Here is a 13,441-nt window from a genome sequence, read left to right on the forward strand (position 1 = left end):
GAAACGCCCCCTGCTGCACCACCAAACCGCTTTTCGTGGCGAGGGAGCTTGCTCCCGCTGGGTTGCGCAGCAGCCCTAAAAACAACTAACTCGGTCAGCCAGATACACCGTGGTGTTGGTCAGAAGAGAGGGGCTGCTACGCAGCCCAGCGGGAGCAAGCTCCCTCGCCACAGGCGTTCGGGCTGTGGGGAGTGGGGAATCCGCTTACACCGACAAACCCAACGTTACCCCAGACTCCCGCTCCGCCAAACCCTCCACCAAATACACACTTCCTCCCAAAATTTCCTTGGCATGATGCTTGGCCTGGGAAGCCAGTTCCGCCAACTGGCTGGCGTCCAATTCCTCACAGGCCTCGGCGCGCAGGTGCACCACGCCAATCGACAGCGACAACAACGCGAACTCCTGTCTAACGCCCTGTCGGTTCAACGCCGTAAAGCATCCAACCTCCAGGTGTTCGGGGCGGTAGAAGCGGCGGCAGTGGGTCTGGAAGTCGCTGAGGAGCTGGTCCAGGCGTCTGCGCCAGTCTTCCGGGCCGAGGACCAGCAGGAAGTCGTCGCCGCCGATATGGCCGACGAAGTCGCGGCTGGGGTCGATGCGTTCGTTCAGGCATTGGGCCAGGCACAGCAGGACTTCGTCGCCGCGACCGTAGCCGTAGATGTCGTTGAAGGGTTTGAAGCTGTCGATGTCCACGTAGCAGATCACCGACTCCTGCCGCTGCTGCAGCAGGCGCGTGAGGCATTGCTGGATCGGTACGTTGCCCGGTAGCAGCGTCAGTGGGTTAGCGTAGCGGGCCTGTTGGATTTTCAGTTCAGTGATGAGCTTGAGCACATCGATCACCCGGCCCAGGCCCATGTAGCCGCCGTTGAGGGTGATGATGAAGTCCTCTTCGATGCGTTGTCGGGCGCGGCTGGTGATCAGGCGGCTGACTTGTTGCAACGACTGGTTCAACTCCACTGCGAGAAAGTCGTCGCTCATCAAGCGGCTGATGGGTTTGCGGGCGAACAGGTCGGTGGCGAAGGGTTTGAGCAAGGCATCCGAGAGCGAATGGCGATGAACGATGCCGCAGGGCTGCCCTTGATCATCCAGCACCGCCAGGGAGTTGAGGTTGGCCTGGCGACGAAACGCTTCCAGCACGGTAGCTGTCGGCGTGTTGTGGGCCACTGCCGGTTGTTCGTTGAGTAGCGCACTGAGGTCGTTGACCTCATCGCTCAACGCCGCCACGCCGCTGTCCTGCTTGGGCATCAGCGCCCTGGCATCGCGTGACGGTTGTTCCTGAGGCCGGGCCAGCAGATAGCCCTGGACCAGGTCGACGCCCATTTCGATCAGCACCGCCAGTTCTTCCGGCAGTTCGATTCCCTCGGCAATCACCTGGGCGCGGGAGGCCCGGGCGATTTTCAGGATCGAGCCCACGAACTCGCGCTTGAGGGCGTCCTGGTGGATGCCGTCGATGAAATGCCGGTCGATCTTCACATAATCGGGCCGCAATTCAGACCACAGCCGCAGGCTCGAATAGCCGGCGCCCAGGTCGTCCAGGGCAATCGAGAAACCCATCGCACGATAATGATGCAACGCGGTTTGCAGGAGCTGGAAGTCATCGATAGGGGTTTGTTCAGTCAGTTCGATCACGACTTGGCTGGGGGCAATGCCGAGATCCTGCAGCAGTTGCAGGGTGCGCCCGGTCTGGTGCGCGGATTCCAGCAGCGACTCGGGCGAGACGTTGAGAAACAGCTTGCCCGGGAGCTTTTGCTCATTGAAGCGCTGGCAGGCGCTGCGGCGGCAGGCCAACTCCAGTTCGCTGAGGCGTCCGGCCTGGCGCGCCACGGAGAGTAGCGCGATGGGGGAGTGCAACGGGCTGTTGGAGGGGCCGCGGGTCAAGGCTTCATAACCCACGATGCGCCGTTCGGAAAGGCAGATGATCGGTTGGAACAGGCTGTGCAAACCGCTTTGAGCCAGGATCGAACTCAAGGCACTCAGCTGTTCTGTCGTGGTCATGGCAATCTCTGGCGATAAAAAAAGGACCGGGTGCGTGGCACCCAGTCCTGTATTTCACGACAGACTGATGTCAGTTTGATGACACTCCGACGAGCATCGCCATTAAATGGCCATCATTCTAGTGCTTGGCGATCGCTGTGTTGAGTTTCAGGTAATCCAGCAGGATCCGCCCGGTCTCGCTCAGGTAGGCATCGTCTTCCGGCTTGGTTTTCTCCGGCTCGGTGATCAGGTCTTCGTCCTCTTTCTTCAGCTCTTTGAGCGGTTCTTCGCCCTTGGCCTTGCGACGCAGGTTTTCCATGGTCAGTTGCTTGGCCTCGATGTCGGCATGCTGCGCGCGACGGTCGGCTTCGTTGAGGGTGACGGTTTTCTCCATCATCAACTTCTGCGCCAGGGCCAGCTTGTCGCGGATGAAGACAAACTCTGCATCCTGGGCCGTGCGGGTGTCATGCTCGGACTTGAGCTGGGCCAGGAACGGCTTGAACGGATCCACCGCTGGCTTGATCGCCGGGCGGATGGTGTCCCACGGCATCGCTTCGGGCAGGGCGCTTTCACCGATTTCCTTGGTGTCGATGATCGACGGGTAATCGATGTCAGGCAGCACGCCCTGATGCTGGGTGCTCTGGCCGGAAACCCGGTAGAACTTCGCCAGGGTCAGCTTCAGTTCGCCATGGTTGAGCGGCTGGATGGTCTGCACGGTGCCTTTGCCGAAGGTCTGGCCGCCGATGATCAGCGCACGGTGATAGTCCTGCATGGCGCCGGCGAAAATCTCCGAGGCAGAAGCGGACAGGCGATTGACCAACAAGGCCATTGGCCCCTTGTAGAACGCACCGGGGTTTTCGTCTTCCAGCACATCCACTCGACCATCGGCGTTACGCACGAGCACGGTCGGGCCCTTGTCGATGAACAGGCTGGTCAGCTCGGTGGCTTCCTGCAGGGAGCCGCCGCCGTTGTTGCGCAAGTCGATGACCACGCCGTCGACTTTTTCCTTCTGCAGCTCGGTCAGCAGTTTCTTGACGTCGCGCGTGGTGCTCTTGTAGTCCGGATCCCCGGCGCGGAAGGCCTTGAAGTCCAGGTAGAAGGCCGGGATCTCAATGATGCCGAGCTTGTAATCCTTGCCGTCCTGCTTGAGGTTGAGGACCGATTTCTTCGCTGCCTGTTCTTCCAGCTTCACCGCTTCACGGGTGATGGGCACGATCTTGCTGGTCTGGTCGTTCGGCGCATTGCTGGCCGGGATGACTTCCAGGCGCACCACCGAGCCTTTCGGACCACGGATCAGCTTGACCACTTCGTCCAGGCGCCAGCCGACCACGTCGACCATTTCCTTGTTGCCTTGGGCAACGCCGATGATCTTGTCCGCCGGGCTGACCTGTTTGGTCTTGTCCGCCGGGCCCGCCGGGACCAGGCGCACGATTTTCACCTGGTCGTTGTCGCTCTGCAGCACCGCACCGATGCCTTCCAGGGACAGGCTCATGTTGATGTCGAAGTTTTCCGCGTTATCCGGCGACAGATAATTGGTGTGCGGGTCGTAGGACATGGCGAAGGTGTTGATGTACGCCTGGAAAACGTCTTCGGCGCGAGTCTGGTCCAGGCGAGCCAATTGGTTCTTGTAGCGCTTGGCCAGGGTTTCCTGGATCTGCTTGGAATCCTTGCCGGCGATCTTCATGCGCAGCACTTCGTCCTTGACGCGCTTGCGCCACAGGTCATCGAGTTCGGCTGTGCTTTTGAGCCAGGGGGCGTCCTTGCGGTCGACCAGCAAGGTTTCCTTGGTATTGAAATCGATTTTGTCGACGCCTTTGTTCAGCTCGGCCAGGGCGTAGTCCAGACGCGCCTTCACGCGGTCCAGGTAGCGCTTGTAGATGGTGAACCCGGCGTTCAGGTCGCCGCTCTTGAGGAAGTCGTCGAACTGGGTTTTCCACTTGTCGAATTCAGCGATGTCGCTGGCCAGGAAATAACTGCGCGACGGATCGAGCAGCTTCAGGTAGCTGTCGTAGATGATGATCGAGCGCGCATCATCGAGCGGCGGCTTGCTGTAGTGATGGCGCTTGAGCAACTCGACCACGTTAAGGCTGGCAATCACCTCGTCACGATCGGGCTGAAGCTTGTCCCAGCTGTTGGCTGCGAACGTATCGTTCGACAGCGGTAACAGGCCGAGGCCAATGACTAGCGCGAGGGCGGTACTGGGGAACAGATGCTTCATGCTGATTCGACGCAGGGACAATTGATAACGCATATTAGGCCGTCTTTGAAGTCGCCGGTTCCATGTGGCCCGGGCGCATAATGCAAGAAAGCCCGGCGTTGAAGCAGCGGGCCCAGTCGAGACTCACTATGGAGGCACCGTGAAAGCATTGCAAGGCGTTGAAGGCCAAGTGGTATGGGCAGATGAGCCGAGCCCGGCGTGTGATGTCGGGCAAGTTCGTATTCGTGTGGCAGCCGCCGGCCTGAATCGGGCCGATTTGCTGCAAAAAGCCGGACTTTACCCGCCGCCGCCCGGCGCCAGCCAGGTGTTGGGGCTGGAGTGCGCCGGGGTGATCAGCGAGGTCGGGCCGGGCTCGTCCTGGCAGGTGGGCGACCGCGTTTGCGCGTTGCTGGCCGGCGGTGGGATGGCCGAGGAGGTGGTGGTCGATGGCCGGCATGTATTGCCGGTGCCGGAGGGCCTGTCATTGACTGAGGCGGCCGCGCTGCCGGAGGTCTACGGCACTGCGTGGCTGAACCTGTTCCAGCTGGCGGCGCTCAAGCCGGGTGAAAAAGTACTGTTGCACGCCGGGGCCAGCGGCGTCGGCTCGGCCGCGATCCAGCTGTGCAAGGCGTTCGGCAACCCATGCTGGGTCAGTGTCGGTTCGACCGAGCGGCTGGCCTATTGCGAGGCCCTGGGCGCCCAGGGCGGCGTGGTACGCACCGATGGCCTGGAGAGTTTGAACGATCTCGGTCCGTTCGACGTGATCCTCGATCCGGTGGGCGGCAGCTACGCCAAACTCAACGTGAAACTTTTGTCAGTTGACGGCCGCTGGGTGTTGATCGGCCTGATGGGGGGGCGCTCGACCGAACTGGATTTGGCACAGGTGCTGGGCAAACGTATCCAATTGCTCGGTTCGACCTTGCGCAGCCGTGACGAGCAGTTCAAGGCCGACCTGATCAGCGAGCTGGGCCAACAGGTGTGGCCGCTGTTTGCCGACAAGCGCCTGAGCCCGCAACTGGCCAAGACCTTCGCGATCAAGGATGCCGAAGCGGCGTTCGCGGAGTTGGCGACCAACCAGGTGTCAGGGAAGTTGGTGTTGGTGATCGACGAGAGTCTGAGCTAGTCGCGCAAGCAGTACAGCTGCGGTTCCTGTGTCGAGCAAGCTTGCTCGACACAGGAATTTGAGTGTCCTGTAGTAAGTGCTCGCTCCCGCGCTCGCTGGAATTTGCAAAGGGCTAGATAGGCATACACCCTGTCAAGTCTGACAGTAGACACCCTGAAGAAAGTCACTCTAGAGTGGGTTCGAGAGTAATAGATGTCTCTCTGTTTAGTGTCCACTGACAGAAGAGGTGCTGTGATGGCTACGAAAGAGCTCCGCATGACCCAGGAATATGTTGACGACAACAGATCGCCCGACGTTGTCCTGGAGATCTATAAGGGCAAGAAGTTGCAGTTCGCGACTTTTGTCTCTGCGTCGAAAAAGAACGGCCCCTACGATACCGTCAATGTCAAAACCGACGTTGATGGCGACGGCGACATGGACAGGCAAGACGAAAAAGCAATTCTGGATCTGGCAAAAGCCTTTTCCAAGTTCAAGTAGGGCACTGGCATGTCTGATCATGTCGTTCTACACGCGCTGGTTTGTGCACTTTCATGGGTACTCGTTGAAGCTGCCCAAGCACAAGTGCCTTCAGACACGTCAGAACAAGGGCCATGGGGAGATTGGGGCGCGGCTGCATACTGCCCTCAGGGACAATATGTCTGGGGATTCCGACTCAAAAGTGAACCCGATCAGGGCAATGGGGATGATACGGCCCTGAATGCGATGCAGGTGTATTGCGGGCTCTAGCTCTAGTGCCTGTTGCCGTTTCGCAGACTCACCAGCACAGTGCAGGTGCGGCCCGTGGCAGCGACAAGGTGATATCGACGGTGGCTTTCACCTTTGACCGGCGACCACGGGCAAGCCGACCTTCGGTCGGCAGCCCGTATCCGATGCGCGGGCCCTGCTAGCGTTAACTAATGGGGGATGGGGTAACCGCAGCTTTCATTTCACCCGTCAGGTGAAGAGGTTGATCATGGCCATCGCCGAATGGCGTATGCAGGGCGTCGAATTCATTGCCTGCAACTGCAATTGGGGCTGCCCCTGTCAATTCAATGCACCACCGACCCATGGTCACTGCCAGGCGGTGGCGTCGATGCGAGTGGAACACGGATATTTCAATCAGGTCGCGCTGGACGGTTTGTGCTGGGCCGCCACCTTCGCTTGGCCGGGTGCCATCCATGAGGGCAGCGGCAGTTGCCAGGTGTTCATCGATGAACGCGCCGACGAGGCGCAACGCCAGGCCCTGTTGACCATTCTTTCTGGCTTGGAGAGCGACCCTGGGGCCAACGTGTTTCAGGTGTTCAGCAGCACCATGAGTGAAGCGTTCGAACCGCTGTTCGTGCCCATCACCCTCTCCATCGATGTCGATCAGCGCTTGGCGCACCTGGACATTCCAGGCGTGCTGCAGGCCAGCGGCGAGCCGATCCGCAGCCCGATCGACGGCTCACCTCATCGAGCCCGCCTGTCCCTGCCCAACGGCTTCGAGTTCCGTGAGGCTGAAGTGGCGAGCGGCAGCTACCAGACGCATTCAGCCCTCAAACTACAATCCCAGGGCAGTCATAGCCACCTCGCCCACGTGCACTTTACCGGCCATGGCATAGAGCCGTAATGGCAGAACCTCAGGCGGCGACGCCGAGCAAGCGACTGACAGGCGAGCAGTTGCTGCTCCTGCTCTGCCTGTTCGCGCTGACCGCCCTGGCCTGGCTGCTGCTGTTGCGCATGGCCCGCGACATGAGTGCGCCGGGCGGCATGGCTGATGCGGCGATGGGTGGCATGGTCATGCCTTGGAGCCTGGCCGATGCGCTGCTGATGTTCGCCATGTGGGTAGTGATGATGGTCGGCATGATGCTGCCCAGCACCTTGCCCATGCTGTTGATCTACCAGCAGATGCTGCGCAAGCGCATGCCGGCACCGCGGCGACACCTGGCCCTGCTGCTGTTCGGCAGCGCCTATGTCCTGGTCTGGGCAGGTTTTGCCCTGGGCGCCACGGCGCTGCAATGGGCGCTCGAGCAGCTCGCCCTGCTCAGTCCGGGGATGCGTAGCACCAGTACCGCGCTGGGCGCGGGCCTGCTGTTGGTCGCAGGCGTCTATCAGTGGCTGCCAAGCAAGGCGGTCTGCCTTGAGCATTGTCGCGGGCCGCTGCATTTTCTGCTCAGCTACTGGCGCCCCGACGTACTCGGGGGCTGGCGCATGGGGCTGGCCCATGGCGCTTACTGCTTGGGCTGCTGCTGGGCCCTGATGGGCCTGCTGTTCGTGGTCGGCGTGATGAACCTGCTCTGGGTGGCAGTGATCGGTGCCTTCATTTTGCTGGAGAAAAACCTGCCGCAGGGACTCTGGTTCAGCCGTCTCTGCGGTGTGTTGTTGCTCGGCTGGAGCCTGTGGCTGCTGCTGGGCTGAACCTGTGGGAGCGAGCGTGCCTTCTTATTGCCAGGAACTTACCGACGCACTCGTGCCCCGTGGCGAGGGAGCTTGCTCCCGCTGGGTGGCGTAGCCACCCCAATCGAGACGACGCAATTGCCCAGGCAGATCGCGTCAACCGTTTTTACGACTGCTTCGCAGCCGAGCGGGAGCAAGCTCCCTCGCCACACAAGCCTGGGTGTTCTTCCTGGGGCTGTTCAGTGTTCATTTCCAGGTATGGATTGGCCACCCGGCCGATTCGGCATGGGCCTTCAGCACGGGATCCGGGTTGACCACGTGGGGGAAATCCACCCGCAGCAACAACGGCAGGTCATTGCGCGAGTCGGAATAGAAACTGGCGCCCTCCAGGTTTTCTTCCTCGGCATCCAGCCAGTCCAGCAACCGCGCGATCTTGCCTTCGCGGTAGGTCAGGGTGCCTACGGTCTTGCCGCTGTAGACGCCATGGGCCACTTCAAGGTTTATCGCCAGGATCTCATCGATGCCCAGGCGTTCGGCAATCGGCTTGACCAGGTGCGTGCCGGAGGCCGAGATCACCAGGATCCGGTCGCCGGCCTTGCGGTGTTCGGCGATGGTCTTGGTGGCGTCGCTGAAGATGATCGGTTCGATGAAGTCTTCCACCCAAGGCCCTACCAGGTGTTCGATTTCTTCCGGTGTGCGGCCGATCATCGGTTCCAGGCTGAAGTCCATGTACTCTTCCATGCTCAGTTTGCCGTGGCTGTAGGCGTCCATCAGCGCGTTGTTGCGTTGCATGAACGACTCGGGATCGACCCAGCCCAGGCGTCCCATCTGTTCGCTCCAGAGGGTGGCGCAGTCGCCGTGGATCAGGGTTTCGTCCAGATCAAAAATTGCCAGGGCCATCAGCGCGTTTTCCTCTTCAAGATCAACTTCAAAATCGATAAAGCCATCAGGCTACCTCACACAGCGCCGACGGATCGATGGCAAGTGACAACCGTGCGCCATCGGGGTGCAGGTCGGCGGCCGAGCGATTGAGTACATCCACCACCAGTTCCACGCCACGGGCCTCGACCCGGTAGCGAATCACGTTGCCCAACAGGCTGTGGCTGCGGATCAGCGCATCGGCTTCGCCACCGCGACTCAGCTCGATGGCTTCCGGGCGAATGGCGATGCGGCCGTTCACCGGGCGTTGCAGCAGCCGGCTGGCACTGTCGGCGTCCAGCAGGTTGTAGTTGCCGATGAACCCGGCGGCAAAGACATCGACCGGCGCAGTGTAAAGGGTTTCGGCATCGCCGCTTTGTACGATCTTTCCCTGGTTCATCAGGAAAATCCGATCAGACATCGTCAGGGCTTCTTCCTGGTCGTGTGTGACGAAGATCGTGGTCAGGCCCAGTTCGCGCTGGATCTGACGGATCTGTTCGCGTAGGTGTTTGCGAATCCGCGCATCCAGGGCCGACAGCGGCTCGTCCAGCAGCAACAGGCGCGGCCGGGTCACCAGGGAGCGGGCGAGGGCGACGCGCTGGCATTGGCCGCCGGAGAGTTGATGGGGATAGCGGCCGGCAAAATCATGCAGCTCCACCAGGCGCAGGATCTCCAGCACACGCTTGTGGCTGTCCGAGGCGTCGACTTTTTGCATGCGCAGGCCGAAGGCGACGTTCTGTTCCACGGTCATGTTGGGGAACAAGGCGTAGCTCTGGAAGACCATGCCGATGCCGCGTTTCTGCGGGCTCAACGGGACGATGTCTTGCCCGTCCAGGATGATCTGGCCAGCATCCACTGCGGTCAGGCCGGCAATGCAGCGCAGCAGTGTGGACTTGCCGCAACCGGAAGGGCCGAGGAGGGTGACGAACTCGCCTTTGCTGATCTCGCAATTGATGTCGCTGAACACCGGCGTGCCGGCGTAGCTTTTTTGCAGGTGTTGGACGCTGACGTAGCTCATTGGCTTTTGTCCTTGTTCAAGATGTTGGCCGCCCAGGTCAGGACCAGTACGAAGAAGAAGTAGGAAATCACCAGGGCACTGGTGAAGTGGCCGCTGCTGTTGCGCATGTTGTTCAGGTAGACCTGCAGGGTTTCATAGCGCGTGCCGACGAGGATGTTGGCAAACACGAATTCGCCGAACAGGAACGAGAAGGACAGCAGCAACGCCACCATCAAGCCCTTGCGCAGGTTCGGCAGGACGACCAGGAACGCGGCCTGAAAGGTGCTGGCGCCGAGCAGTTGGGCGGCGTCCATCAGGTCGCGCAGGTTGATGGCTTGCAGGTTGTTGGTGATCGCCCGGTACATGAACGGCAGGGCGACGGTGAAGTAGCAGCCGATCAGGATCCACGGCGTGCCGACCATCGCCAGCGGTCCGGAGCCGTAGAGTTGCAACAGCCCCACCGATGACACCACCGGCGGCACCGCGAAGGGCAGCAGGATGAGGATGTTCATCAGCGCGTCGAGTTTCGGAAAGTGGTAATGCACCACGAACAGCAGTGGCAGGATCAACACCACCGAGAGCACCAGCGCACCAACGCAGACCAACAGCGATTGGCCGAAGGCGTGGAGAAAGCGCGGATCGCTCCACAACTGCACATACCATTTGAAGGTGAAGCCGCTGGGCAGCACGGTGGCCGACCAACTGCTGGCGATGGAGTAGACGAGCGTGCCCGCCAGGGGCAGCAGCAGGATGGCGAACAGCAGGTACACCACCGCCCGATGATAGAGCCCGGCGGAGCCCGGTTCAGCGCGAGACATGGTAGCTCCTCTTGAGCAGCAACTGGTGGACGATGGTCACCACGGTCATCAACGCCACCAACACCACGGCCAGGGCGCTGGCCAGGTTCGGGTCGAGGGAAATGTCGCCGGAAACCATGGCGGCGATGCGAATCGGCAGCACGTTGAAGTTGCCGGTGGTCAGTGCATAGACCGTGGCGTAGGCGCCGAGGGCGTTGGCCAGCAGGATCACGAAGGTGCCCAGCAGCGCCGGGGTCAGCACCGGCAAGCCGATGTGCCGCCAGAACTGCCAACCGCTGGCCCCCAGCAGTTCGGCGGATTCGCGCCAGTCTTCGCGCAGGGCGTCGAAGGCCGGATAGAGCAGCAGCACACCCAGGGGAATCTGGAAGTAGGTGTAGAGGATGATCAGCCCGGTTTTCGAGTACAGGTTGAAGTCCTCGATGATTCCCGCCTGTTTGAGCATGATCGTGATGCTGCCGTTGAACCCGAGCAAAATGATGAAGGCGAAGGCCAGGGGCACGCCAGCGAAGTTGCTGGTCATGTTGGCGAACGCGTTGACGAAGTTGCGCAACCGCGAATCCACCCGGCGCAGGGAGTAGCTGCCGAGTACGGCGATGACGATGCCGAACACACTGGACCAGAAGCTGATCTCCAGGCTGTGCTGGATCGCTTGCAGGTAGAACTTGGAACTGAAGATCTTGCTGAAGTTGGCCAGGCCCCAGCCGAACTCTTCCGATTCCAGGCTGTTGACCAGCACCCACAGCAGCGGGGCGATCTGGAACACGATGAAGAAAATCGCGAAGGGCACCAGGCACAACGCTGCCAGCCATTTGCCGCGCGTCATGGCGTTCACTTGAGTAACTCCTGGCAATAGGGTTTGTCGTGGTCGACGCCGAGCAATTGGCAAATGGTGCCGCACAGTTCGGTCTGCCGGGGCGCGGCCGCGGGATCGAGACTGAAGCCGTCACCCAGGACAAACAGCGGCACTTCCCGTTCTTCGGCCAGCAGGCCGTTATGGGAGCGATCGTTGTTCATGCCGTGGTCGGACGTCACCAGCACCTGGTAACCGGCGTCGAGCCAGCCTTGCAGGTAGACCGCCAGGTTGATGTCGGCCGAGCGGGCGCTGTTGCGGTATTGCGGGGTGTCGAGGCCGTGCTTGTGGCCGGCGTCGTCGATGTTCATCGGGTGCACCAGCAGGAAGTTCGGCAAGTAGCGCTGGCGCAGGTGTTCGGCGTCGGCGAACAGATGGGAATCGGGGTAGTGGTCATTCCAATAGAAATGCCCGTACTGGATCGGCAAATCGGGGTTGTCGGTGTGACGATCTCGACCGGCCACGAAGGGTGAGACGTTGTAGAGCTCGCTGACCCAGTGATACGCCGCGGCCGCCGTACTCAAGCCGGCTTGGGTGGCGTAGTGGAAAATGCTGCGCTGATTCGACAGGCGCGAGACGTTGTTGTGCACGATCCCGCTGTCGATGGGCACGACGCCGGTGAGGATGCATTCATAGAGCGGGCGGGACAGGGCGGGCAACTCACATTCCAGTTTGTAGAGGGCCGCGCGTCCTGCGCCGACGTAAGCCTGCAAATGCCCCATGGCATGCCGGGCGACCTCATGGTTGAGGCCGTCGAGCACCACCAGGATGACGTTGTGCTTCATGGATACCAAGACTCCGGATGGACACCAGAAAACTCGGATTCACCGCAGGTCCAATGTGGGAGCGAGATTGCTCACTCCCACAATTGGATTTCCATTGGATATCCGAGCGAGAGCTAGCGCCTCACTGCATATTGATGATCACTTCTTCCTGCCATTTCTGCGGCAGAGCCTTGGAGGTTTTTTCCCACGCATCGGCATCCTTGATCGGCGTCACGCCTTTGTACTGCTCATTCGGCAGCAGCTTGGCCTTGACCTCTTCCGGCAGTGTCAGGTGCTCGGCGCGGATGGGCCGGGCGTTGCCCTTGGCCAGGTTGATCTGGCCGGCGTCGCTGAAGATGTACTCGCGAGCCAGCTTGGCGGCGTTCGGGTGCTTGGCGTATTTGTTGATGATGGTGGTGTAGCCGGAGATGACCGAGCCGTCGGACGGAATCAGCACGACGTAGTCATCCGGGTTGGCCATCTTGGCCTTGTAGCTCAGGCCGTTGAAGTCCCAGACCACGCCGACTTCGACTTCACCTTTCTCCATCGTGGCGATGGTCGGGTTGGCCATGGATAGGCGCCCTTGCTTGGCGATCTCGGCGAACATCAACAGCGCCGGTTGCAGGTTTTTCTCGTCGCCGCCGTTGGCCAGGGCGGCAGCCAGCACGCCGTTGGCCGCCTGGGCCGCGGTGCTCACGTCACCAATGGAGACTTTGTACTTACCGGTTTTCAGGTCAGCCCATTTGGTCGGCACTTCGGAACCGTGCAGCAGCTTCTTGTTGACGATGAACGCGATGGTACCGGTGTAGGCCAGTGCCCAGTTGCCGTCCTTGTCCTTGGCCCAGGCAGGTACTTGTTCCCAGGTGCTTGGCTTGTAGGGTTGCACCACGCCCTGCTTGACCGCGATCGGGCCGAAAGCTGCACCGACGTCGCCGATGTCGGCGCTGGCGTTGTCTTTCTCGGCGGCGAACTTGGCGATTTCCTGGGCCGAGCTCATGTCGGTGTCGATGTGTTTCAGGCCGTAGACCTTGGCCAGGTCGTCCCAGGTGCCTTTCCAGTTTGCCCAGTCATCGGGCATGCCGACGCTGTTCACGGCGCCTTCCGCTTTCGCAGCGGCTTCCAATGTTTTCAGATCGGTGTCAGCGGCCATGGCGGCGGTGCACATGGCAATGGTCGAGCCTAACAGTGATGCCAGGAAAAGCTGTTTCATCCGAAGCTCCTATGGGCGTTTTCAACGCTGCGATTGCGGTTGTGTTGGTCTAGGTCAGCAATACCTGAGCCAATGTAGGCGAGCCCTGTGACATTTTGATGTCGGTGGTGGAGGCTTCAGGAAATGCCCGGCTCGTGGAGGTTGGCTGCGAATTAAGCGTAGACCATGGTTAAACAGCTGATCTGAAAGGACTTGGCCGTTAATTTGCACGCTTGCAAAACGACCGTTCGGCGGCTCT

The 13,441-nt window shown here is 60.7% G+C and carries 13 protein-coding genes; 5 read left to right on the plus strand and 8 right to left on the minus strand.

Annotation, left to right across the window (positions count from 1 at the left end; all coding sequences use genetic code 11):
* Positions 1-204 precede the first annotated feature (204 nt).
* Together V7773_RS15535 and V7773_RS15540 are read right to left on the minus strand one after the other, a co-directional pair.
* Positions 205-1,992: a bifunctional diguanylate cyclase/phosphodiesterase gene (locus tag V7773_RS15535; RefSeq protein ID WP_336074082.1), complete on the minus strand. Its 1,788-nt coding sequence runs from the start codon at positions 1,990-1,992 to the stop codon at positions 205-207.
* Positions 1,993-2,110: 118 nt separating this feature from the next.
* A complete protein-coding gene (locus V7773_RS15540) occupies positions 2,111-4,189 on the minus strand; it encodes a carboxy terminal-processing peptidase (protein WP_336074130.1) in 2,079 nt (692 codons plus the stop codon).
* A gap of 139 nt (positions 4,190-4,328) precedes the next feature.
* On the opposite strand from V7773_RS15540, the gene V7773_RS15545 reads away from it, so the two are divergent.
* The 5 genes from V7773_RS15545 to V7773_RS15560 all read left to right on the plus strand — a co-directional run bounded on the left by V7773_RS15545 (position 4,329) and on the right by V7773_RS15560 (position 7,667).
* On the plus strand, positions 4,329-5,291 hold the full coding sequence (locus V7773_RS15545) for a zinc-binding dehydrogenase (RefSeq protein ID WP_063324792.1): 963 nt from the start codon (positions 4,329-4,331) through the stop codon (positions 5,289-5,291).
* Between the two features lie 255 nt (positions 5,292-5,546).
* A complete protein-coding gene (locus tag V7773_RS15550; RefSeq protein WP_336074083.1) occupies positions 5,547-5,768 on the plus strand; it encodes a hypothetical protein in 222 nt (73 codons plus the stop codon).
* 9 nt (positions 5,769-5,777) lie between these two features.
* On the plus strand, positions 5,778-6,017 hold the full coding sequence (locus V7773_RS30495) for a hypothetical protein (RefSeq protein WP_086936740.1): 240 nt from the start codon (positions 5,778-5,780) through the stop codon (positions 6,015-6,017).
* Positions 6,018-6,243: 226 nt separating this feature from the next.
* Positions 6,244-6,879, plus strand: a complete 636-nt coding sequence (locus V7773_RS15555) for a DUF1326 domain-containing protein (RefSeq protein WP_092147721.1) — start codon at positions 6,244-6,246, stop codon at positions 6,877-6,879.
* A complete protein-coding gene (locus tag V7773_RS15560; RefSeq protein WP_336074084.1) occupies positions 6,879-7,667 on the plus strand; it encodes a DUF2182 domain-containing protein in 789 nt (262 codons plus the stop codon). Before V7773_RS15555 ends, V7773_RS15560 begins: the two co-directional genes overlap by 1 nt.
* Positions 7,668-7,892: 225 nt before the next feature.
* Here the strand turns inward: V7773_RS15560 and V7773_RS15565 are convergent, their stop codons facing one another.
* From V7773_RS15565 to V7773_RS15590, 6 genes are all read right to left on the minus strand, one after another.
* Positions 7,893-8,546, minus strand: a complete 654-nt coding sequence (locus V7773_RS15565; protein WP_063324797.1) for an HAD family hydrolase — start codon at positions 8,544-8,546, stop codon at positions 7,893-7,895.
* Positions 8,547-8,592: 46 nt separating this feature from the next.
* Positions 8,593-9,582, minus strand: coding sequence for an ABC transporter ATP-binding protein (locus V7773_RS15570; protein ID WP_092147727.1), 990 nt, complete (start codon positions 9,580-9,582; stop codon positions 8,593-8,595).
* Entirely contained in the window at positions 9,579-10,379 is an 801-nt protein-coding gene (locus V7773_RS15575; RefSeq protein WP_092201692.1) for an ABC transporter permease, read from the minus strand. The genes V7773_RS15570 and V7773_RS15575 overlap by 4 nt, the downstream gene beginning before the upstream one ends.
* Positions 10,366-11,202: an ABC transporter permease gene (locus V7773_RS15580; RefSeq protein WP_161951765.1), complete on the minus strand. Its 837-nt coding sequence runs from the start codon at positions 11,200-11,202 to the stop codon at positions 10,366-10,368. Before V7773_RS15580 ends, V7773_RS15575 begins: the two co-directional genes overlap by 14 nt.
* Positions 11,203-11,207: 5 nt before the next feature.
* On the minus strand, positions 11,208-12,014 hold the full coding sequence (locus V7773_RS15585) for an alkaline phosphatase family protein (protein ID WP_063324801.1): 807 nt from the start codon (positions 12,012-12,014) through the stop codon (positions 11,208-11,210).
* Between the two features lie 121 nt (positions 12,015-12,135).
* On the minus strand, positions 12,136-13,203 hold the full coding sequence (locus tag V7773_RS15590; protein ID WP_063324802.1) for an ABC transporter substrate-binding protein: 1,068 nt from the start codon (positions 13,201-13,203) through the stop codon (positions 12,136-12,138).
* Between the last annotated feature and the right edge of the window lie 238 nt (positions 13,204-13,441).

This window comes from Pseudomonas sp. 3JA, from assembly GCF_036961705.1.
GTDB classification, from domain to species: Bacteria; Pseudomonadota; Gammaproteobacteria; order Pseudomonadales; family Pseudomonadaceae; genus Aquipseudomonas; species Aquipseudomonas fluorescens_Q.